A 22885-nucleotide genomic window follows, 5' to 3' on the forward strand; every position below is an offset into this window, starting at 1 on the left:
AATGTGTGCAGCTGACGAATACTAATCGGTCGAGGGCTTATCCTAAACACGTTTGAGAAGCAAACTTACATCGTAAGCATACGCTTAAGTTTGCCCCGGACCCATACATCCGGCAGACAACAGCTAAAAAAGGTTTCAGCAAACCTAACTTTCGTATTCAGTTTTCAGGGCGCAATCTGCTAATGTTTACATTAGTAAACGTCCGACTAAGTGGCGTTTGTTCTGATTATAAGCAACAATTGACGCGGGGTGGAGCAGCCCGGTAGCTCGTCGGGCTCATAACCCGAAGGCCGCAGGTTCAAATCCTGCCCCCGCAACCAATCCTTGGTTTTACCTTCGGATTTATCCGAGCATACATATGGAGCTGTGGTGTAGTGGCCCAACATGCCTGCCTGTCACGCAGGAGACCGCGGGTTCGAATCCCGTCAGCTCCGCCATTTTAACAAAAGTGTACGAAATATAGATGTTGGGGATTAGCCAAGCGGTAAGGCAACGGACTTTGACTCCGTCATTCTCAGGTTCGATCCCTGAATCCCCAGCCATTTTCTTTAAACGGCTGGAATTTTTTAATTGCGCGCGTATGGCGGAATTGGCAGACGCACTAGACTTAGGATCTAGCGGGCGACCGTGGGGGTTCAAGTCCCTCTACGCGCATCATACGAAGAAAAAGTCCTTGCTTAGCAGGGGCTTTTTTTTATGCTCTTGGGATGTTTTTTTGGGAACTTTATTATATATCCAAGAAAGAGTTCGACGTATTTACCCCTGCGGGCAACTTCAATTAGAACGATTTTATAATTAACTTGAAAATAATCAATAAAATTAATTATTATTTTTTAGAAAACACTTGTAAAACATTCGTCATAATGATATTATATTTCTTGTCGCCGAAAAATCACATCTGATATACGGTCGATAAAATCACATGCGGAAGTGGCTCAGCGGTAGAGCATCGCCTTGCCAAGGCGAGGGTCGCGGGTTCGATTCCCGTCTTCCGCTCCAATCTTACCATTCAAAACACCTTGCGCTGTAAGGTGTTTTTTTGTTATGTATTTAGAGGGACGAAGTGAAGTGTCCAGGCTAGGATACCTCTAGAAGACAGCTCTTCAGAAGAAGGCTGATGCTTCGTTTTATTTTAGAAGGAATATTTCCATCTAATGATCGTGAAAAGAATCTTTTATTTAAAATAGATGGATTTTCTCCGGTTAATTAAACGGATTTCACTTGCCAGCAGGGAAACGACGTGAATTAGATGGAGTTATTCCTGCTAATTAACTAAATATCAAGAATTACAGTACATTAGCGGGAGAAATTCCATCTAATTGCAAAAACCCTGGCAAAACGAAAATGTAAGCAATATAATCTTCTAAAAGTGTGGAAAGACAGCATTTCCGGGATAGGATGAAGAAATAGTCGAGAGTTGGGGTTATGATATAGGATGAAGGTAAAGTCGAGAGCGGGCCGTATGGAGTTAGGATGAAGGTAAAGTCGGGAGCTGGCCGTATGGAGTTAGGATGAAGGTAAAGTCGAGAGCGGGCCGTATGGAGTTAGGATGAAGGTAAAGTCGAGAGCGGCCGTATGGAGTTAGGATGAAGGTAAAGTCTAGTAGAGCAGGCCGGTTGGAGTTAGGATGAAGGTAAAGTCGAGAGCTGGCTGTATGGAGTTAGGATGAAGGTAAAGTCGAGAGCTGGTTGTTTGGAGTTAGGATGAAGGTAAAGTCGAGAGCTGGTTGTTTGGAGTTAGGATGAAGGTAAAGTCGAGAGCTGGTTGTTTGGAGTTAGGATGAAGGTAAAGTCGAGTGCTGGCTGTTTGGAGTTAGGATGGAGGTAAAGTCGAGAGCTGGCTGTTTATAGTTAGGATGAAGGTAAAGTCGAGAACTGGTGGTTGGGATCAAATGAAGTGATAGTCGAGAGACGATTGTTTTGGGATTTGACGGAGGGATATCCGTATCGTGCTAGTTAGGCATGAATAATGATGCGTTTAGGGAGGAAGGAATTTTTATGCGCAAGCTTGTGTTTTTTGTAGGCGGTGCAGGTGCAGGCAAGACAACGCTTGCGAAAGCTTTGGCGAAGAAGCAGGGCGTTTCGATCATCGACATGGATACGGTGCTGCGACCGGCCGCAGTTGCGCTCATGACGCAGGCGGGTCTGGATCCAAGTGACCGGGATTCCAGCAGCTACAAAGCGTTATGCAGGGATTTAGGCTATCGCATCACGATGGATGCCGCTCTAGAGAATATTGCTAATGACGTCGATATCTTTGTGATTGGGCCGTTTACAAAAGAAACGGAGACCCCGGATTGGATCGAGCAGGAGCTCTCATCAATAGGGACCTCCTTATTGGATGTTGAGGTAAAGGTCGTATTCGTTTATCTCCAAGACGATAAGCTCCACTACGAACGGATCAAGCACAGAGGCTTGCTACTCGACCAGTACAAGCTGGACAACTGGAGCGAGTTTAGCCGATCGCTTGTTAGGCGAGAGCTGAAGTGGCGTATTCCAGCGGCATCGGTGCTTTATTTTGACAACTCCCAAGGCCTAAACGAGCAATCACTGGAAACGCTTGAGCAGTTCGTATATGGCGCCAGCTCCTCCTAGCTTGCAGTGATATGGAGTTCTCCTAACTCATAGTGCTAAAGTGTTCTCCTAACTTGCAGTACTATGGAGTTTTCCTAGCTGGCAGTCTTAGGGCGTTATATGCGCCTTGAGCTCGTTAAAGATTGCTTCAGTCTTTGCTGCATCTTTTTCATTGAAAATGACAGTATGGTCTTCTAACTGAATGAAAATGTACGGCGGCGAATTTTTAAATACATAAAGCTTGGCTGCTCCCAGCTTCTCTAAGGAAAAGCTGCCTCGTGCATATTCTGCCGTCGCTGTGCCATTCGTCCTGAAGCCGTTTGGGAGAGACTCTTCCAGCGTAATCCCCTTTACATCGCTGAGATTAAAGCTGTAATCATACAACGGGTAGTCGATCGATACGGTGCCGCTGTCAGCAATCGTCAGTGCCGGCGACGTATGGTCGGACTGCACGGCAAAAGCAGCAAGCGGAAGGATGATAAGAAGGGCCAACGCCATTCCGCCGTATTGAATCCATTTTCCGCCTCGCGTGGCCATATTCAGTGTCGTACCGACTCCAACGCGTTTGGGTACCATAACGGATTTATCATCCGGGTTGTAATAGGTAGAGCCATTGATCCAGAAGCCGTCGTCGTCGCTTGGAATAGCCTCCCCGTCCGTCTCTGCCAGACTCTCCTCCAAAGCGCGAACCTTATTATGAACAAAAAAGATGCTGCCTAGCGGCACTAACGACACCATCACAATGCCGATCATCCACTGCGTAAAGCTAAGTGAGCTGCTTCCGGTTGTTAAAATCAAATAAGCGACATAAGCGTTGATGCTCTCAAAAGTGGCGAGAATAGGCCAAAGCATCGACCAGTAGCGCCGTGCTGCGCGATTAATAGCTGCATTGATATCGATGTTATCGCTGTAAACCTTCGTTTTCATATTGCCGAAGGCAGCGTATATGACGTATAGGATGACGGTCATCGCAAGCGAAGCGATCCCGGTCATTCTTAATAGAACGTCTTTGTTCTGAAAGGATAGAAGAATGGGGACGATGGATAGCAGTGCGGGAATCAGGAACCAGTATGGCGATACGAGCATCGCTTTTTTTAACTGCGTGATCTTGGTATCAATTCGAATCATTCGTTTCTCACCCACGAACCACTCGTTTTCCCGTTTTAGAGCCGCGGCTTTATAATGGATGCTGTTGAAGGGGAGCTTTGACGTGTAAAGAAATGCGGCAAGCCAAACGATCATATAGATAAGCGATAATGAGAAATATTGGCCGAGAAAGAAAAACGGCACCAGGGAAAGCAGCATGGCAACCCCATAGATGGTGTATGATTTTTTATATTCGGCTTGAAGCTTCTTCATCGTTTCATCCTCTAAGGCATGCGAAGGAAGCGTGACTCCGAATAATATTTGATTGTTTGGCACGGCTTGCTTTAGAAACAGCACAAGAATACTGATATAAGCAATTACGGCTGGAATAACGAAATAAAAATTGTTCATAAAAAGTCTCCTATTCTGGTAGGGGATGATTTTTGCTGGCTGCTGCTGTAAAGATATTCGAGCAAATTTGCATAAACTCCTCTTGCCCGACTCCCTTAAGGCTGGCTTCCGAAATGACAAGCTCTAATTCGCATTCAAGTTTGCTGTTGAAGTCTGCCTGCTTGTTCCATACGGTACAAACCTTAGCGCCGCGCCGCCTGTCAATGGTTATGTAACCCTCGGCTTTCAAAATAGCATAAGCTTTGTTTACCGTCATGGCATTGACCCCTAGATCATCAGCGAGCTGCCTAACCGTAGGCAATCTTTCGCCATAACTGAGCCCGCCTACGCCAATTCCGATGACAATTTGGTTGCGGAGCTGTACGTAGAGCGGAAGGTCACTGTTGTAATCAAGCTTCAAAATCATCGGATCACCCCTTGCAACAATGTATTATTTGTATTGCAAATACTAATACAAAAGAACCGGTAAGTCAAAAATAGAGGGGACAGCCTTTGGACATGCTGTCCCCGGGTTGGCTATAATAAGCAGATGCGGATTTCATATCCAAACTATTAATGAGATTAATGTTTTACCCAATAAAATCGCTCAAGGAGAGAATAAAATGATTAAATTCGGCATTATCGGAACGAACTGGATTACGGAAGCATTTATTGACGCAGCACGTGAAGTGGAGGATTTCGCTCTATCGGCTGTCTATTCGCGTTCAGAGGAAACGGGGGCAGCTTTCGCGGCGAAGCATCAGATTGCTGCTGTATTTACAGATGTAGCGGAGATGGCGGCAAGCGGGCAGATCGATGCCGTTTATATCGCTAGCCCGAACTCGTTTCATGCGGCACATGCTATTACTTGCATGAAGCATGGCGTTCATGTGCTCTGTGAGAAGCCGGTCGCTTCGAATGCCCATGAAATGCGTCAGATGATCGCTGCGGCCAAGGAAAATGGCGTGCTGCTGATGGAGGCGATGAAGTCGACGTTTCTTCCCGGTTTCCAAGCCGTGCAGGAGAACCTGGATAAGCTGGGAGAGGTGCGGCGTTATTTTGCAAGCTACTGCCAATATTCCTCCAGATACGATGCTTACAAGGCAGGAACCGTCCTTAATGCCTTTAACCCGGTGTTCTCAAACGGAGCATTGATGGATCTTGGAATTTATTGTTTGTATCCGCTAGTAGCCATGTTCGGCAAGCCGGACGTTATTAAAGCTACCGGCGTTATGCTGGAATCGGGTGTAGACGGCGAGGGCAGCATCGTACTGCAATACGCGAGCATGGATGCCGTCATCATGTACTCGAAGATTACCCATTCTTCACTGCCATCCGAGATTCAAGGGGAGAGCGGAAGCATTGTCATTGATAAAATCAGTGAGGCCGGAAAGGTTGAAATCCAATATCGGAACGGAACAACCAAGGATATTTCAAAGCCGACAAATCCCAAGTCGATGTACTACGAGGCTAAGGAATTTATGGAGCTGATTAATGCCGGCAGAACCGAATCATCCGTAAATACATACGAAAATTCGTTGATCACGCTGGAGATTATGGATGAGGCAAGAAAGCAGATCGGCCTTATATATCCCGCTGATAAAGCAGGCTCCGAATGACGAAAGGCCTATTTTCACCAAAAAGAATTGACAATGTCATTTAATAATGTCATTATGATAATATCAAATCGAAACAATAATCCTGATCAGGAGAGCGGCAACCATGGTTGAAAATGAATCCAATTATTCCGCAAGCCGTTACCGCACGCCGGATGGCGCGCCGGCAGATATCGTCATCTTTACGATTGTTTCAACGGAAAAGCTGTCTACGAAAAAAGCACTGCCCACCCGCGAGCTGCACGTGATGCTGATTCAGCGGAACATATGGCCCTATGAAGGGAAATGGGCGCTTCCGGGTGGCTTTACCAAGGAGAACGAGACCGTATACGAATGCGCAGCACGCGAGCTGCAGGAAGAGACGGCAGTTGAGGACGTTCACATTGAATATTTTAACGTGTACAGCGCACCTGGGCGTGATCCGCGGGGCTGGATCATCTCGCATGTTTTTCTGGCGCTTGTAAATGAGCGGGCGTTAGCGCATAGGACAGCCGCGGTTGACGCTTCGGATGTGCGATTGTTCACGGTCGAGGAAGCTTTGCAAATGGACCTCGCCTTTGACCATAAGCAGATATTAAATGACGCGCTGCAAGGCATTCGCAAGAAGATGCTCACCACGACGATCGCAAAGGAATTTCTGCCGGAGGACTTTACGCTAAGCGAGCTGTATCAGGTTATCCAGACGGTTGTTCCGGATTTTGAGGAGCCGAACTTCATTCGCAAGCTGACGTCAACGAAAAGCCGCAGCACGATTATCGAGGAATCCACAGACGAGAGCGGAACGCCGATACAATCCAAGCAGTACTCGCAGCGAGCGGCGCAACTGTACCGTTTTACAAAGGAAGAGCCCCAGTTGTCTATCTATAGCTGAATGCTTACGAGGGAGTGACGGCATGATGAAGTTTAATGGAGTGGAGCTTGGTTTGAAGCAGTTTCCGAATGGGGAGACGCTCATTAACGGAGACGAGATTCTTACGCATATGGCGGATTTCAACACCATCGTATGGAAGTATGAGAATGACGGAGATCTCGTGAAGCTTATGTTCGTCAAGAGCTATCTTGATGACCGGAGAGTCAAATGTACGTTAACCGTTTATTATTTGCCTTACAGCCGAATGGATCGGGTGGAAGGGACGTCTGCATTTACGTTAAAATATACGGCTGCTTTCCTTAACAGCCTAAACTTCGAATCCATCACGATTATTGAGCCGCATTCGGATGTATCGCTTGCGCTGATCGACCGCAGCATCGGGAAGTATCCGACGATTCAGCTGCTAGAGCAGGTTGCCGCCGAGGTAGGCTTCCATGCGGAGCAGGATTATCTGTTCTTTCCGGATGCAGGGGCGCAGAAGCGGTACAGCAAGATACAGGGCTATAAGCAATTGGTAGGTTTTAAGGCGAGAGACTTCCAGACGGGGAAAATTAAGAGTCTTGAGGTTGTTGGAAAGGTAGAGCGTACGGGCTTCAAAGCGATCATCGTGGATGATCTCTGCTCCTATGGCGGGACATTTATGCTTAGCGCGGAGAAGCTGAAGGAGATCGGCGCCTCGCAAATTTATCTGCTAGTGGGGCATTGCGAGAATTCGATTTATAAAGGAAAAATATTAGAATCCGATCTCATCGATAAAGTATTTACGACCGACACCATACTCAGTCAAGCCGGGCATGAAAAAATTCATGTATACGAAATGGGAGGCCTTTAAAATGACTCAAACCTTCTTTTATCCCGCAACGCTGCTATGTGATTTTTACAAGGTGAGCCACAAAAATCAATATCCGAAAGGCACCGAGCTCGTTTACTCGACCTGGACTGCGCGCACAAGCCGATTGGAAGGCATGAACGAGGTTGTGGCTTTCGGCTTCCAATCGTTTATTAAACAATATTTGATTGCCTATTTTAACGAGCATTTCTTTGCCAGAACGAAAGCGGAGGTTGCCGCTGAATACAAAAGGCTTATCCTGCATGCGCTTGGCGAGGCGGAGCCCGATGCTTCGCATATCGAGGAGCTGCATGAGCTGGGCTACCTGCCTATTAGAATCAAAGCGATAAAAGAAGGCGCATTAGTGCCGGTAAGAGTACCGATGCTGACAATCGAGAATACGAAACCGGAATTTTTCTGGCTGACGAACTATTTGGAGACGTTGATGTCGTGCCAGCTGTGGATGCCGGCTACGAGCGCGACGCTTGCTTTCGAGTACCGCAAAATATTGGAGGCCTACGCGCTTAAGACGAATGGGGACCCAGCAGGAGTTCCGTTCCAAGGCCATGATTTCTCGATGCGGGGCATGGGCGCGCTCGAATCGGCGCTCGGCAGCAGTGCGGGACATCTCCTTTCGTTTACGGGAACCGACACGATTCCAGCTATTTTCTATTTGGAAAATTATTATAACGCCGATATTGAGAAGGAATTGGTAGGCACGTCGATTCCGGCAACGGAGCACAGCGTGATGTGCGCGCATGGCCGTGACGAGATGGCATCGTACCGCTATTTGATCAAAGAGGTGTATCCTAGCGGCTTCGTCTCGATCGTATCGGATACGTGGAATTTGTGGAGCGTGCTGGATGTCGTTATCCGCGGCTTAAAAGAAGATATTATGAGCAGGGACGGCAAGGTGGTCATTCGCCCGGACAGCGGGGACCCGGTCAAAATCATTTGCGGAGACCCGGATGGGGAGAGCGAATTCGAGCGCATGGGCGTTATCGAAATTTTATGGGATATTTTTGGAGGCACAGTCACCGAGAAAGGCTACAAGCAGCTCGACAGCCACATTGGAGCGATTTATGGCGACGCGATTACGATTTCGCGCTGCAGCGAAATTTGCGAGAAGTTGGCTGCCAAAGGTTTTGCTTCGACGAATATGGTATTTGGCATCGGTTCGTTTACCTACCAGTACAACACCCGCGATACGTTTGGCTTCGCTTTGAAATCGACATTTACCATCGTAGACGGTGAGGAGCGCAAAATCTATAAGGATCCCAAAACCGATAACGGCGTGAAAAAATCGCAAACGGGCCTTGTCCTTGTTACGGAGCAGGATGGAAAGCTTGCTTATACGGACAATCTAAGCGTTGCGGAGTATGAAGCACGCAAAGCGGAGGATCAGCTGGAGATAGTGTTTGAGGACGGAAAGCTGGTACGGGATTTGAATTTGGCTGAGGTACGCGCGAACTTATTGGCTCATTTATAATATAGGATTAGAGATTACAGCGGCAGCTTGGACTAGAAATAGAGTCCTGACTGCCGCTGTTTTATTTGCTTAATATTTAACGTGGGCGTCCGGAGCCTTATCGAATACGAGATTTAAGAGGATGCCATGCTCAAGGAACGCCTTCAGTCCGCAGAGCACGATCGTGAAGCCTCCCATTGCGTCAATGGCTTGTCCTACCGTTTCATCCGCATTTCCAGTGAACCCCGAATTTGTAATCGTGACGAACGTTTCATTTGCTGCCCGGGAAGTGAACGTCCACTCGACCGTATAGCCGAAGTCGATGAGAATACGCTTGTTTTCCACGATATCTTTTACAGCGATGTCTGCGGAAGCGCCATACATTTCCCAATCCCAACGGACCATTTTTCCCGTTTCTAGTTTTCCGCTGCCTTTGGTAAACCAGAATTTCGAAGTAATCTCGGGATCGATAAAAGCTTGAAAAACCTCTTCAACTGGTTTTCTAATTAGCATTTCCGCTTTGGCAATCGGTTCTTGAGTGAGAGCAGCCATCATCATTTCTCCTTTTATCATAAAAGTTTCCTTAAATCATAGCATACTTTTCATTAAAAATAGGAATGGATGGCTCTTCGCAGGCAGCTGCTTAAATTGGGATTTTTATAAAGTGGTTGACAGATGTTGGGTGAGGGGATTATTATGATGTAAATCAAATGAAGGGAGGCCGATGACAATGAATCAGTATTTATTAGAACGAATCGCAGCTTTATATAGCAGGTCCATTTCATCGGCCTCTGCGGGGCCTATGACTGTTTTCTAATCGATTGCATGCCGTATGCTGCAAGGGTTAGGGAATAAAGGCGCAAGCAAAGCCATGGACATCTTAAGGTCCATGGCTTTTTTGTGTTCATTTGATCATGAGGAGATTACCGTTTATGAAAGAAACGTATTATCAAAAAGTACAGCTGCCTTCGGGGCAGGTGCATGTGTATGCAGGGCCCGAGCTATTCGCGTCCTTGGACTATAAAGTGTTTGAAATGGCGAACAACAACTTACAAATTCCGAATCAGGTCTATATGAGCTATACACCGGATGTGCATGTTGGCGTAGGAACCTGCATTGGCACCACAGCGGTGTGGAATGCCGCTGATGGCTTCGTATCCCCTTCGATCGTAGGCAGCGATATCGGCTGCGGGATGCGCGTGCAGCTAACGAGTCTCCACAAGGATGACCTGAAGGAGGTTAAGCTGCGGCGGAAGCTGGTCCGGGCGATTGAGAAGTACCTGCCTGCCGAGGAGCATGCCAGAGGCCATTTCTCCGACATCCGTCTGGAGCATGTTCTGAAGAAGGGGCTGCACGGCCTGCCGAAAAAATATATACCGGATGCTTATACGCCGCGCAAAGCGACCTCGCTCACGCATGTGGAGAGCAGCCAGTTTTATTTTGACGAAGAGGTGCTGGATAAGTTTCCGGAGATGGTCTGGCATCGAGCGCATCGCCAGCTGGGCACGCTGGGCGGCGGCAACCATTTTGTAGAAATACAAGCGATTGAGATTGCGGAGGAAAACCGGGAAATTGCAGAGGCGTGGGGCTTATACGACGGTCAAGTTGTCATTATGATTCATTCCGGCTCCCGCGCCTGGGGAGGAGCGGTCAGTCAGTATTGCGGCACCGATATCGCAAAAATGATGCGTCATGAAGGCATTGGCACGGCTGATCCCAAGCTGCTGTATGCGCCGCTCTCGCATCCGCTTGGTCAAACCTACGTTAATTTGATGTATTCCGCCTTAAATTACGCAGTCGTGAACCGTCACTTGATTGCCTATGCCGTCAGAGAGGCCGGCAAGGATATATTCGGTCCGAAGTTCGAGCTGCGTACGCTGTATGATCTTATGCATAACTATGCATGGGAGGAGAAGCAGGATGAGCACGCCTACTTCGTTCACCGGAAAGGGGCGACAAGGGCGCTTCCGGCAGGGCATCCGGATAACCCTGAGGCCTATCGCAGCACGGGCCATCCGGCGCTTATTCCCGGGTCGATGGGAACCGCGTCGTATATTATGGTCGGCAGCCCGGAAGGGAAGGCGAATCATTATTCCATCTGTCACGGAGCAGGGAGAATTCGTTCGCGTAATGCAACGAAGCAGCTGATTTCGGTAGAAGAGGTTGCGGCGGCGATGCGGGTAGGAACGGATGATGAAATTGTCGTCAACCAGCGCTCCATGGAGTCCCTGGTCGATGAATCGCCTCAAGCCTACAAGGATGTCGATCAAATTATAGAAAGCGTCGTTGGAGCGGGGCTCGCGCAGGTCGTTGCCAAATGCAAGCCGCTGGCTGCAGTCAAAGGAACTTAAAATAAAGGAACAAAGGGGGTCCGGGGAGAATGATAAATCAATATCTAGAAGAAAAGGTATTTTTTGAAAATAATCAATTAGGCCATTTACGTCCCGAAAAAGAAAATAGCTGTACCCATCGGACCCGTTGTTTGATGTAAGGAAAGCCATGCGCTGCGATGATGTTAGCAGAGCGCTGATTATCCTTATCTCAAGACCATGGACGAATCCGTCCATGGTCTTTTTTTTATGAAAGAAAGGAGCTAACGAAATGAACAGCATACATACGGATATTTTAATGGAGCTGCATAAGATCGAGCAGGAGGAGCAGGTCCGGATTGTTTATGCATGCGAATCGGGAAGCAGGGCTTGGGGCTTTCCTTCCAAGGACAGCGATTACGATGTGCGGTTTATTTATGTCAGACCGGTTGAATGGTATTTGTCCATCTTTGACAAAAGAGACGTGATTGAGCGCCCAATCAGCAATCTATTGGATATTAACGGCTGGGACCTGAGAAAAGCGCTTAATTTGTTCCGCAAATCCAACCCGCCGCTGCTGGAATGGCTGCAGTCGCCGATTCCGTATTACACCAAATACACGGTGGCAGCGCAAATCCGCGGCATTTCACCGCTCACCTTCTCGCCGAAGTCATGCATGTACCATTACCTCAATATGGCAAAGGGGAATTACAGGGATTACTTGCAGGGCGAGCAGGTGAAAATTAAAAAATACTTTTACGTGTTGAGGCCGATTCTGGCTTGCGGCTGGATTGAGACCTACAATACGATGCCCCCGATCGAATTTGACCATCTGGTTGATGCGCTCATCCCGAGAGGGAGTGAGCTTCGGATCACGGTTGAGCTGCTTTTGCGCCGTAAGAAGGCAGGGGAGGAGCTTGATTATGAGCCAAGGCTTCACGCCATTAATGATTATTTGGAGGAGCGTATAGCTTATTTCGAAAAGACGGCATCAGCGCTAAGGCTAGGCGAGGGCGCGCGGGATGAACAGCTCGACGAGCTGTTCCGAAACGCGTTAAACGAAGTATGGCGTTAATGATTTAGGTTGTTATTGTTATTTTAGAGGCAGGGGGAAGGTCAAAATGGCTATCGTGCAGTTGAAATCGACGAATCCGAGCTTTTCGTTCGTTATTAGAAAAAATCCGCAATCCGGCATGCTGCTTCGCGCCGTCCGCAAAGGGATGGCTTACGGCTGGTATACGGATGAAGCAACCTTCAATGTCTATTTTAAGGACGCCGACAATGAGGTTTCATACAAGCAGCATAGAGAGGATCAATTCGAATATCTTAACGTGTCCAGGTACAACACGCCGCTCTTTGTACTGGGGGCGATCAATGAATTTTTTGCGTCGCCGCTCAAGGCGCAGCATGCCAGTGACACGGAGGAATATGAGCATACCTTTTTTATCAATATGATTCATATTCAGCTGCTACGTTATATTGATTTTTTCGGGAAGCATCTAACGGACTATACATTTGAAGCGGTGCATCAAGCAAATAAAAGTTATTCGCTTACGATTAAGACGCGAAAATCGCTATACGAGCTTATGCATGTCGTCAATGTGCTGTGTTTGTTCCTATCCATGTTCAGCGATGAATATATCGATATTTCCGATGATATTTTGATCAAATACGTGAAAAGCATCCAAATTATCGACGCGCCTTTCTATATTCGCAGCTTGTTTTCCCGAAACTTCCTGGCTTCGAGGGATCGATTCAAGAAGTACAAGGAGGAGCTGGAGAAGACGGATCGTTACAGTGTCCAGCTTGCCTTCGGAGGAACGGCGCAGCAGCGGAGAAGCTATATCGGAAGCGTGCTCCCATTTGATAAATCGATCGTGGATGTAGGCTGCGGCGAGGGGTTTTATGCGATTCCGTTTGCTTCCAAGATCGAAGCCAGCTACTATGCGATCGATATTGAGGAGCCGTTGCTCGAAATCGTGCATCGGAAGGCAAAGGCGAAGGAGCTCGACAACATTGCGACCTTCCCTTCCATCGACCGCTTTCTGGAGGCGTATAACGGGGAACAGGTGGATGTTGTGCTGACCGAGGTAATAGAGCATATGAGCCTGGATGAGGCGGGTGCGCTTATCCGGCAAATTTGCGAGCAGGTCGACTTTGACCATTTTGTGCTGACCACACCCAATGCGGAGTTTAATGCTTATTACGAGCTAAGCGATTTCCGGCATGATGATCATAAATGGGAGCTTGGACGTACGGCATTTCAAGAATGGCTGCTTGAAGAAGTTAAAGCGCAAAACGTAGAATGCGCTTTTGTGGCCATCGGTGACGGAGTAAACGACGTACAAACGACGCAGGGCGCGATTTTGAGGAAAAGGAGGGGATAGCAGAAATGGAGATTAAAACGAAAGTCCATACCATTTTTATGCTGATCGGCTCGACGGAATGCGGCAAGACGACATTTGCGAACGAGGTTCTAATGCCGCAGCTGCGGTTTCGCGATGAGCTTAAAGGCGTGAATGCCAATGTGCAGTATATATCCTCCGATAGCATTCGGCAGGAGCTGCTGGGCGCTGATTATGATAAATACGATCAAGTGATGCTTGAGGCGAGCGATCAGGCCTTCCGTCTATTGTTCGAGAAGCTTCGCCTCGTGACGACCTTCCCGATCAATGCCGAGTTTGTCGTGGTCGATACGACGGGCTTGGCGGATCACTTCCGGGCGAAGGTGCGGGAAATCGCAAAGGAAAATAATTATAACCTTGAAGTTATTTTGTTCGACTACCGGAAGCGTGATGATTATTATGCCTCGGAGCGCTCGAAGAAGCTGATTACGAGCCATATTAACCGCTTGCGCAAGGAGGTGCTGGGCTCACTCTCCGGGGAAAAGTACGGCAAAATCCATAAAGTACGCGCCAAGGACTTTTATTCGCCTATTGAAAAGCAAGCCAATGCGGACTACAAGGTGGTCATCGAGGATGCTGACGAGTATATGAGCACCATACTGCCGCTTGATCAGAAGACGATCATTGTAGGAGACGTCCATGAATGCGTGGATGAGTTGAAGGCTCTGCTCGTTAGCTGCGGCTTTCAAATAGAAGGCAATCAACTGCTTGAGACAGGCAAGGTGAGCGGGACGAAAATTTTGCTGGTTGGCGATTGGATTGACAAGGGGAACCGTACCAGAGAAATCATCGAGTTTCTTCATGCGAACAATGAAAAGTTTTTTTTCGTATTAGGCAACCATGAGAACTTCGTATACAAGTATCTGCGCGGTGAGATTAAAGGAGTCGAGGAGGAGCTGCTGCACGCGTACTTCGATTCAACGGAGGTGCTTAAAGCGGATGAGGAGCTGCTTCAGCAATTCAATCATCTCGTATCGCTTTCCAAGCCCTTTTATCGAATGATAGGCAAAAGAGGGCCGTCCTTCTATGTCACGCACGCACCCTGCGAGAACAAATATATCGGCAAGCTGGATGTGAACTCGGTAAGGCATCAGCGGAATTTCCGTATAGACCGTTCGGCTCCGTTAGAGGAGCAGCTTCTGTTCCTCAAACGGGATGCAGCAGGGAACCAGCCTTATCATGTATTTGGACATATTGCAGCCAAAAACACGTTCCGGATTAAGAATAAAATCCATCTCGATTCCGGCGCAGTGCACGGCAACCTGCTGACCTCAGTTATGCTTTCGGCGAAGCCGTTTTTCAAATCGCAAAAATCGGCGCATCAGGCGATGAGTGATGAGCTGCATACGCTGTTTAAGGAAGAGCGCAAGGTGTCGCTGCAGGAGCTGGACGATGAGTCGGCTCGCAGATTGCAGTACAGCGGGGGCCATAAGATCAACTTTATATCCGGCACGATGTCGCCGGCGGATAAGGATGAAGCTGCCCAGGAGCTCGAGTCGCTGCGGAAAGGTCTGGACTATTTTGCGGAGCGCGGTGTGAAGGAGGTTGTCCTTCAGCCCAAATACATGGGATCCAGATGCAATGTCTATTTGCATGCTGACGCAGATCGATGTTTTGCGGTTAGCCGCAATGGGTACAAAGTCAATAAGGTTGACCTGTCGGCTGTGTATGAGAGGCTGCTGCAAAGATTCGGGAATTATATGAAGGAAAACGACATCGCGATGCTGCTGCTAGATGGTGAGCTGCTGCCTTGGCAGGCGCTTGGGGAAGGGCTTATCGATCGCCAGTTCAAGCCGATTGAGAAGGCGCTTGAAACGGAGCTGGCTTTTCTAAAAGCGAACGGGTTCGAGGAAGCTTTCTCGAAGCTCTCGCAGGAATATAAGACTAGCGGCTTTGAGAAGGATCAGTATCAGCTTAGCAAATCGGCGCTGAATGAAAAATACGGCCTGACCGTCTATCAGAATTATAAGCATGCCCATACGGTATTGGAGAAGCATGTACCATTAGATGAGCATCTAATGGCATATGAAACTTACAAGAAGCAGCTAGAGCTTTACGCAGAGCCAGGCGAGCTGGAATACAAACCGTTCTCACTGCTCAAAATCGTATATGAGGACGGAAGGGAAATACTTCCGGATTGGAAGACATCGGAAATGTACCGTTTCCTCTCGGATGATCCTTTCATCACGCTTTCGCTGTCTGATCCGGAAAGCTTCGATCAAGCGGAGAAGTATTTCCGAACACTTACGGTAGATAACCATATGGAGGGCGTCGTCATTAAGCCTGAGGTACTAGAGCCCTATACGGTTCCTTATATGAAGGTGCGTAATAAAGACTATATGTCGATCATATACGGCTATGATTATCGCTTTCCGCATAAGTACAATAAGCTGATCAAGCAGAAAAGCATCCATATGAAACTTCGAACCTCCTTGAATGAGTATCGGCTGGGTCAAAGCATGCTCGCGGTTCCCTTTGCGGACATCGCACCGGACAATGAAGGATACATGGGAGCTGTGGCCAATCTATTGTTCGAGGTTGCCAAAGAGAAGGAAATCGATCCGCGCCTGTAAGCTATAATCGTTCTAATTGACCTCCCGCATAGGGAGGTTTCTTTGATTGGAATTTCCTGTATCTCAGTGGAGACAATGAGAAAAAGCATTTTGCGTTCGGCTAAATCCGGGCGTGAAATGTTTTTTTTATTGCGATTAGCAGTTTTGCCGCATCGGTCTTTGGGTAAAAGGAGATAGTAGTTATTGAAAAGGAGGAGTGTGCACTTGAAATTAACGCCGGAACAACGAATTCAACTGCATGGCTTCAATAACTTAACGAAGTCACTCAGCTTTAATATGTATGATGTCTGTTTTACGAGAACGAAGGAAGAACGCAAAGCCTATCTCGCCTATATCGACGAGCAATACAATTCAGATAGGCTGACCAAAATTTTAAATACGGTATCCGATATTATAGGAGCGCATGTGCTCAATATCGCCAAGCAGGATTACGAGCCGCAGGGCGCCAGTGTTACCTTGCTCGTATCGGAAGGTCCCGTCGCTGGCGGTCCGAATGATTCGTTTGAGGAATCGCCCGGCCCGCTGCCTGATACCGTTGTGATGCATTTGGATAAAAGCCATATAACGGTTCATACGTATCCGGAATACCATCCGAATGAAGGGATCAGCACGTTCCGCGCAGACATTGATGTGTCTACCTGCGGCGAGATTTCACCGCTGAAAGCGCTGAATTATTTGATCCATTCCTTTGATACCGACATTATGACGCTCGATTACCGGGTGCGAGGTTTCACTCGTGACATAAACGGTCATAAGTTGTTTATTGATCATGACATTAACTCGATTCAAAATTACATACCGAAGGAAGAGTGCCTTTTGTATGACATGATCGACGTCAACATTTATCAGGAGAATGTATTTCATACCAAATGCAAGCTGAAGCAATTTGACCTGAACAATTATTTGTTCGGCTATACGAAGGATACGTTGTCCGTAAAGGAGCAAGAGGAAATTACGAGAAGATTGAAGACCGAAATGGACGAGATCTTTTATGGAAAAAATATAAGGAGCTGATCCAGCATGCCAAATTCCGCATCGAAAAAACAAGTGAACCCGCCGCAGCACCAAAACCGTCAACCGGGTATTGAATCTGAAATGAATCCGCTTCCTATCTACGAGTCTGACTCGTATAAAGCGGCAGGAAAGCTGAAGGGCAAAACCGCGATCATTACGGGAGGCGACAGCGGTATCGGCAGAGCGGTAGCCGCTGCTTATGCAAAGGAAGGCGCCGATGTTGCGATCGTTTATTTGAATGAGCATGAGGATGCGAAGAAGACGAAGGAGGTCGTGGAGAAAGCGGGCGTGAAATGTCTGCTGATTCCCGGCGATGTAGGAGACGAGTCGTTCTGTAAGAACGTTGTTGAACAGACCATAAACGAATTCGGCAAGCTTGATATCCTGGTTAACAACGCAGCGGAGCAGCATGTGCAGCAGAAGCTTGAGGACATTACGTCCGAGCAGCTGATGTCTACGTTCCGAACGAATGTCTTCAGCATGTTTTACCTGACGATTGTTGCTCTGCCGCATCTAAAGGCATCCAGTTCCATCATTAATACCACGTCGATCACGGCTTACCGCGGTAACCCAACGTTGATCGATTACTCGGCGACGAAGGGTGCTATCGTGTCTTTTACAAGAGCGCTGGCTGTGAATGTAGCAGAGCAGGGCATCCGCGTAAACGGCGTCGCTCCCGGACCGATCTGGACGCCGCTTATTCCCTCAACGTTCGATGATCAGGCGGTAGCGACGTTTGGCTCCGATACGCCGATGAAACGGCCTGGGCAGCCGCATGAGCTAGCGGCTGCTTACGTCTACCTCGGTTGCGACGATTCCAGCTACATGTCCGGCCAAATCATGCATATTAACGGCGGCGAGGTCGTTAACGGTTAACGGTTACGCTAGAGGAAGCCATGCTGCTTCGCATAATTCCCCCAGTGTGGCTGTCTGCCATCGACATCGATGACGTCGAATTCATCGGACAGCTGCCAGCTTGGGAACACCTGCCCAGACCTCTCCATGAGGTCTTTTTTTGCTGCAAGGGCAGCAATTCCGCGGCCGATGTAATAAGGCGTTTCGGATTGGGCGAAATGCTCGGCATCGGGCTTGCCGCTATGCACGGCGTCAAGCCAAGTGGCTTCCGTTACGCCAAAGTGCTCCAGCATTTCTTCCGAGCGGAGAAATCCAGGCGTTACGGCAACGGCGGATACCCCGTGCGGTTTAAGATCCGCTGCCATCGCTGCCGCAAGATGGATGGGCGAGATTTTGGCCAAGCTGTAAAATAAGCTTCCGCGATACCGGTAATCGATTCCGTCGGTTACCTCAATTATCAGACCGCTCTTTCTCTTCACCATGAGCGGTGCTCCATAGTAGCTCGTAATGAGATGCGCTTTTACGGCACGCTCCTGCATAAGCAGCCCCTTGCTCAAGGAATGCTCCCAAAATGGCTTTTTCCATTCCGTCAGCTGCTCGCCGCCCCAAATATTGTTGATAAGGATATCAAGCTGACCATTTTGTTCCTTATTGATTTGCTCGAATAAAGCTTGAACCTCCGCCTCTACCGTATGGTCGACTCTGACTGGAATGCCGATGCCGCCTTTTGCAGTGACTAGTTCAGCCGTTTCTTCAATTGTTTCTGCCCGGTTCAGGTCCGAGGCCTGCCCGCGAATGCTCCTGCCCGTACAATATACCGTTGCGCCCGCTTCACCTAAGCTTGCTGCAATGCCGCGGCCGGCCCCGCGTGTCGATCCGGCAACTACCGCTATTTTCCCGTGTAATGGCTTCATCGTATCTCTCCTGTCTTCTTTCTGTTGTTTACTCTTTGTCAGTTTAGCAAACGATATACGACAGCTACTGTCATATATTCATGCTAGAATGAAATAAACAATGAAACGGATGCAAGGATAAGGGAGGCGGGGGGAATGCGGGCAAGTAGGTTAATCGCGATCGTATTATTGATGCAGAATAATGGGAAAATGACTTCAAAAGCGCTAGCAGAGAAGCTGGAGGTATCCGAGAGGACGATTATCCGCGACATGGAATCGCTGTGCGAGGCGGGCGTTCCCGTCTATGCGGAGAGAGGGCTGCATGGAGGCTGGGTCTTATCGGAGGGCTACCGGACAAATTTGACCGGCATGCAGGCGGATGAACTTGTTTCGGTCCTTTTGGCGAATCAATCCGTCTTGCTGGATGATTTAGGGATCGCGAAACACTACGATGCCGCCATCCAGAAGCTGCTCGCGGCTGCACCCGTTGATGTAAGCAGAGGCGCGGCACTCGCTAGGCAAAAGATTCATATCGACGGAGCGGGCTGGCATCAAGTGCAGGAGTCACAGCCGTTCTTGGCGATTGTGCAGGAGGCGGTATGGGAAGAGAAGCTGCTGCGACTCCGGTATTCGCGCGAGGACGGCATAGCCGAGCGAATCGTCCATCCGCTGGGTCTCGTTGCCAAACGAAGCGTATGGTATTTGATCGGCGAGGCGGGCGGAGAGAAGCGGACATACCGCATTTCAAGGCTGCAAGACGCCGTCATGCTGGAGGAGCGGTTCGAGCGCCCGGTAGGCTTTGATTTGGCCGATTATTGGGAGCAGTCTATGGGTGAGTTTAAGCAAAGCTTGCCGAAGTACCCCGCACTGATTGCTATACAAGAGGGTATGCTTGCCAGACTAACCAAAGAGCGTTATGTCAAAATAATAATTAGCGAGCCTTCCGTGAAGCGACCGGGCTGGCTGTCCGCGCGGGTCGAATTCCAATCGGTAGAATCGGCCTGTGAAATCATCCTGAGCTACGGCTCCCGCATCCAAGTTCTTGAACCTTCCGCGCTGCTGGAACGGGTTAAGGTTGAAGTAAAAGCCATTTATGGGCTGTATGTTTTTTAACAAACCAAGAGCTTTTTTATTCGAGCTCACGGGAAGCGTGAATTTGACTACGGGCTTGTTTATTCGATACAATTTAGACGACAGCATGTATTAGCTTCGAGGCATTCACGAAGGGAGAATGGGATAATATGAGCGGTTTTGAACATTATTTAGATACTTATGCACAATTAATTGTAAAAATAGGCGTGAACGTACAACAGGGACAAGAGGTATTCGTTACAGGGGCCGTTGATCAAGCTGTGCTTGTCAGGCTTGTGGCCAGCAAAGCCTATGAGGCAGGAGCTAGCAATGTGCATGTCGATTGGACGGATGATTCGTTGTCCAGATTGAAATACGAGAAGGCGGCAGATGAAGTTTTTACAAGGTTTCCTGAATGGGAGACAGGCAAGCGCAATTCGTTCGTGGAACGCGGCGCGGCGTTTATCTCGATCGTTTCATCCAGCCCGGACTTGCTCAAAGGCATCGATTCGAGCCGGATTACGAGCTTCCAGAAAGCATCCGGCCAAGGGCTGAAGGAATTCCGCAGAGCGATTCAAGCAGATAAGGTAAGCTGGACCGTCGTCGCAGCTGCGAGCAAGCAATGGGCAGCGAAGGTATTTCCGGAGGCAGGTGAAGAGGAAGCTGTCGAGCTGCTGTGGAAAGCGATATTTGATTCTGTTAGACTGCATGCGGAAGATCCGGTAAAAGCATGGGAAGAGCATAATGCGAACCTACATAACAAAGGCGAGACGCTGAACCAGAACCATTTTCAAAAATTGCATTACACTGCACCCGGCACGGACCTGACGATTGAACTGCCAGAGAAGCATATTTGGGTCGCTGCGGGCAGTACGAACGTAAGCAACATTCCTTTCATGGCGAATATGCCGACGGAGGAAGTGTTTACGGTTCCGCTCAAAACCGGCGTGAACGGCTACGTTTCAAGCACGAAGCCGCTTAGCTACGGGGGAAATATTATTGACCGCTTCAAACTGACATTCGAGAACGGGCGTATCGTGAAGGTCGAGGCGGAGGAAGGCCAAGAAATTTTGCAGAAGCTGGTCGATATTGACGAGGGCTCTCATTATCTGGGAGAGGTTGCGCTTGTCCCGCATGAGTCGCCGATCTCGCAGTCAAACATTTTGTTCTATAACACGCTGTTTGATGAGAATGCCTCGAATCACCTTGCAATCGGCAGCGGCTATGCGTTTAATATCGAGGGAGGCAAGACTATGACTCCGGAAGAACTTGAAGCAAGCGGCGTCAATGCAAGCATTACGCATAATGATTTCATGATCGGTTCGGCTGAGATGGATATTGACGGGATCACGAAGGACGGCAAGGTCGTACCGATTTTCCGCAAAGGGAATTGGGCGATTTAGTTTAACAAGAGATGCTTCACCGTCATGGATTTGACGGTGAAGCATCTTTTTTTGAAAAACTTTATTTTAGGTGTTTCAAAGCTCGTTAATCTGTTTAATAAACAAAAGTCGATCAAGCGTTTTTTGAAAAAACATACATTTATTGTATTTAATTAATATCATTAAATAAAGAGATACATATTGCCTGGGTGCAAGTTAGGATGATGTTTGTTATATGCAAACTGCGATAATCGTGATATTAGTCTGCTTATTAATCATTTGTGTCGTAACCGATTTAAGGAGACGAATGATTTATGATTGGGTGACCCTGCCGGGCACATTGGTCTTTCTTGTTTTACATCTCATAGTGAAGGATATTTCGATGCTTGAGCCGTTCGCAGGGGCAGCCGGCCTGGGTTTGATTGCTTTGCTTGTCGCGGTGATCAGCAAAGGGCAATTCGGCGGCGGTGATATCAAGCTATTTATGATGATCGGCGCCTGCTTAGGCTGGTCGATCGGCATATGGGTCTTTATGCTCGCTTTTTTGGCTGCTGCCTTTTTCGCATGGCCGATCCTGCTGCTGCAGAAGCTGTCGCCGAAAAAACGAAAAGTGAGGGAGCTGCCGATGGCTCCCTTCATCGCCTTCAGTACGATCTTTATGGTTTCTTTGGCATATTGATGCGTTTCTGACAAACAACTAGAATTAATAAGAATTAAAAAAGAGAAGAGATTAAGCTTATTACTAAGGCCAGGAGTGTTGGGAATTTATGTTTGAGTCAAAAAGACGCGCATTTCTATTATTATTCGTATCCATTGCGTTAGGATTAATAGCTGTTATTCTATTCTCCACGTATATGCAGGAAACGAAGGAAAGCATGGGAGAACTGGTTATGGTTCAGGTCGCGGGAAATGACATTCCTGCGGGCCAGCTCATCACCGAGGACCTGCTGACGGAAGAGCAAATTCCCCGCAAGTATATGCTGGATTCTCTTATCCAATCGCCTGCCGAGCTTGTCGGTAAGGTATCGATGGTTCCGATCGCCAAAGGAGCGGTTATCACTTCTGTCATGCTTAGAGACAACAGTCTCGTATCGGGCGAGTACCGCCAAGTTATGCTTCGCGCGCCCATGTCCGTATTCGATGACCAGATCGATGCTTATGACGAGGTTGATATTCTTGTTTCTTACGAACAGGAGGGCGGCGCCAAGGAAGCTGCGGCGGATCGAAGAACGACGAAGGTGCTCCTCAAAGGGGTAACGGTAAGCAGTGTACATAAGAGCGGCGACGAAACGGTTGCAGTAGGCGTGCTCCTGAAGCTCGCTGACACGAAGAGCCTGATATGGGCACTTAATTATGGCAAAGAGGTACGGCTGCTCAAAACAGGCAATGCGAAAGCCTCGCAAGAGACTCTAATGGCCGAGGAGCCTATAGCAGCAGAACCGGCACCAAGTCCGAAGCCAACTGCCAAACCTGCGGCAGCCGCAACCGCTAAGCCGGCAGTAAAACCGACGACGCCAGCTGCCGTTACGCCGCCGAAGGGAGGAGAATAA

General features: G+C 48.4%; 19 protein-coding genes and 5 tRNA genes. 20 read left to right on the forward strand and 4 right to left on the reverse strand.

What is annotated here, in order from left to right:
* Window positions 1-243: 243 nt before the first annotated feature.
* The 6 genes from RCO25_RS24310 to RCO25_RS24335 all read left to right on the forward strand — a co-directional run bounded on the left by RCO25_RS24310 (window position 244) and on the right by RCO25_RS24335 (window position 2594).
* Window positions 244-320 (forward strand) — tRNA-Met (locus RCO25_RS24310).
* 40 nt (window positions 321-360) lie between these two features.
* Window positions 361-437 (forward strand) — tRNA-Asp (locus tag RCO25_RS24315).
* A 30-nt stretch (window positions 438-467) separates the two neighbouring features.
* Window positions 468-542: transfer RNA gene (locus RCO25_RS24320), tRNA-Gln, on the forward strand.
* A gap of 32 nt (window positions 543-574) precedes the next feature.
* A tRNA-Leu gene (locus tag RCO25_RS24325) sits at window positions 575-654 on the forward strand.
* Between the two features lie 270 nt (window positions 655-924).
* Window positions 925-999, forward strand: a tRNA-Gly gene (locus RCO25_RS24330).
* A gap of 998 nt (window positions 1000-1997) precedes the next feature.
* Entirely contained in the window at window positions 1998-2594 is a 597-nt protein-coding gene (locus RCO25_RS24335) for a P-loop nucleotide/nucleoside kinase family protein (RefSeq protein ID WP_308998700.1), read from the forward strand.
* 87 nt (window positions 2595-2681) lie between these two features.
* On the opposite strand, the gene RCO25_RS24340 is transcribed toward RCO25_RS24335, so the two are convergent.
* A complete protein-coding gene (locus RCO25_RS24340) occupies window positions 2682-4070 on the reverse strand; it encodes a DUF5808 domain-containing protein (protein ID WP_308998701.1) in 1389 nt (462 codons plus the stop codon).
* Between the two features lie 10 nt (window positions 4071-4080).
* Complete coding sequence (locus tag RCO25_RS24345; protein WP_308998702.1) at window positions 4081-4476, reverse strand: GntR family transcriptional regulator; 396 nt, start codon at window positions 4474-4476, stop codon at window positions 4081-4083.
* A gap of 196 nt (window positions 4477-4672) precedes the next feature.
* On the opposite strand from RCO25_RS24345, the gene RCO25_RS24350 reads away from it, so the two are divergent.
* The 4 genes from RCO25_RS24350 (at window position 4673) to RCO25_RS24365 (ending at window position 8854) form a co-directional block, all read left to right on the forward strand.
* Window positions 4673-5668 carry a Gfo/Idh/MocA family protein gene (locus tag RCO25_RS24350; RefSeq protein ID WP_308998703.1) on the forward strand — a complete coding sequence of 332 codons (996 nt, stop codon included), beginning with the start codon at window positions 4673-4675 and terminating at the stop codon, window positions 5666-5668.
* 103 nt (window positions 5669-5771) lie between these two features.
* Window positions 5772-6536, forward strand: coding sequence for an NUDIX domain-containing protein (locus RCO25_RS24355; protein WP_308998704.1), 765 nt, complete (start codon window positions 5772-5774; stop codon window positions 6534-6536).
* A gap of 22 nt (window positions 6537-6558) precedes the next feature.
* Window positions 6559-7368 carry a ribose-phosphate pyrophosphokinase gene (locus RCO25_RS24360; protein ID WP_308998705.1) on the forward strand — a complete coding sequence of 270 codons (810 nt, stop codon included), beginning with the start codon at window positions 6559-6561 and terminating at the stop codon, window positions 7366-7368.
* Window position 7369: 1 nt separating this feature from the next.
* Window positions 7370-8854 carry a nicotinate phosphoribosyltransferase gene (locus RCO25_RS24365; protein ID WP_308998706.1) on the forward strand — a complete coding sequence of 495 codons (1485 nt, stop codon included), beginning with the start codon at window positions 7370-7372 and terminating at the stop codon, window positions 8852-8854.
* A gap of 69 nt (window positions 8855-8923) precedes the next feature.
* On the opposite strand, the gene RCO25_RS24370 is transcribed toward RCO25_RS24365, so the two are convergent.
* Complete coding sequence (locus RCO25_RS24370; protein ID WP_308998747.1) at window positions 8924-9385, reverse strand: SRPBCC family protein; 462 nt, start codon at window positions 9383-9385, stop codon at window positions 8924-8926.
* 380 nt (window positions 9386-9765) lie between these two features.
* On the opposite strand from RCO25_RS24370, the gene RCO25_RS24375 reads away from it, so the two are divergent.
* The 6 genes from RCO25_RS24375 (at window position 9766) to RCO25_RS24400 (ending at window position 18010) form a co-directional block, all read left to right on the forward strand.
* Window positions 9766-11184: an RtcB family protein gene (locus RCO25_RS24375; protein ID WP_308998707.1), complete on the forward strand. Its 1419-nt coding sequence runs from the start codon at window positions 9766-9768 to the stop codon at window positions 11182-11184.
* Between the two features lie 250 nt (window positions 11185-11434).
* The gene (locus RCO25_RS24380; protein WP_308998708.1) at window positions 11435-12217 is read left to right on the forward strand and encodes a nucleotidyltransferase domain-containing protein; all 783 of its coding nucleotides are present in this window, start codon (window positions 11435-11437) and stop codon (window positions 12215-12217) included.
* 46 nt (window positions 12218-12263) lie between these two features.
* Window positions 12264-13529 (forward strand): methyltransferase domain-containing protein, encoded by a 1266-nt coding sequence (locus RCO25_RS24385; RefSeq protein ID WP_308998709.1) that lies wholly within the window; start codon window positions 12264-12266, stop codon window positions 13527-13529.
* Window positions 13530-13534: 5 nt separating this feature from the next.
* The gene (locus tag RCO25_RS24390; protein WP_308998710.1) at window positions 13535-16120 is read left to right on the forward strand and encodes a metallophosphoesterase; all 2586 of its coding nucleotides are present in this window, start codon (window positions 13535-13537) and stop codon (window positions 16118-16120) included.
* Between the two features lie 204 nt (window positions 16121-16324).
* Window positions 16325-17134 carry an adenosylmethionine decarboxylase gene (gene speD / locus RCO25_RS24395; protein WP_308998711.1) on the forward strand — a complete coding sequence of 270 codons (810 nt, stop codon included), beginning with the start codon at window positions 16325-16327 and terminating at the stop codon, window positions 17132-17134.
* A gap of 6 nt (window positions 17135-17140) precedes the next feature.
* Window positions 17141-18010 (forward strand): SDR family oxidoreductase, encoded by an 870-nt coding sequence (locus RCO25_RS24400; RefSeq protein ID WP_308998712.1) that lies wholly within the window; start codon window positions 17141-17143, stop codon window positions 18008-18010.
* Between the two features lie 8 nt (window positions 18011-18018).
* Here RCO25_RS24400 and RCO25_RS24405 read toward each other — a convergent pair whose 3' ends face one another.
* Entirely contained in the window at window positions 18019-18903 is an 885-nt protein-coding gene (locus tag RCO25_RS24405) for an SDR family oxidoreductase (RefSeq protein ID WP_308998713.1), read from the reverse strand.
* Window positions 18904-19038: 135 nt separating this feature from the next.
* On the opposite strand from RCO25_RS24405, the gene RCO25_RS24410 reads away from it, so the two are divergent.
* The 4 genes from RCO25_RS24410 (at window position 19039) to cpaB (ending at window position 22885) form a co-directional block, all read left to right on the forward strand.
* Window positions 19039-19995, forward strand: a complete 957-nt coding sequence (locus tag RCO25_RS24410) for a helix-turn-helix transcriptional regulator (RefSeq protein WP_308998714.1) — start codon at window positions 19039-19041, stop codon at window positions 19993-19995.
* A 128-nt stretch (window positions 19996-20123) separates the two neighbouring features.
* A complete protein-coding gene (locus RCO25_RS24415) occupies window positions 20124-21356 on the forward strand; it encodes an aminopeptidase (protein ID WP_308998715.1) in 1233 nt (410 codons plus the stop codon).
* A gap of 214 nt (window positions 21357-21570) precedes the next feature.
* Entirely contained in the window at window positions 21571-22014 is a 444-nt protein-coding gene (locus tag RCO25_RS24420; protein ID WP_308998716.1) for a prepilin peptidase, read from the forward strand.
* A gap of 88 nt (window positions 22015-22102) precedes the next feature.
* Window positions 22103-22885 carry a Flp pilus assembly protein CpaB gene (gene cpaB, locus RCO25_RS24425; RefSeq protein WP_308998717.1) on the forward strand — a complete coding sequence of 261 codons (783 nt, stop codon included), beginning with the start codon at window positions 22103-22105 and terminating at the stop codon, window positions 22883-22885.

Origin of the sequence: Paenibacillus sp. LHD-38, assembly GCF_031157315.1 — a bacterium.
Lineage (GTDB): Bacteria > Bacillota > Bacilli > Paenibacillales > Paenibacillaceae > Pristimantibacillus.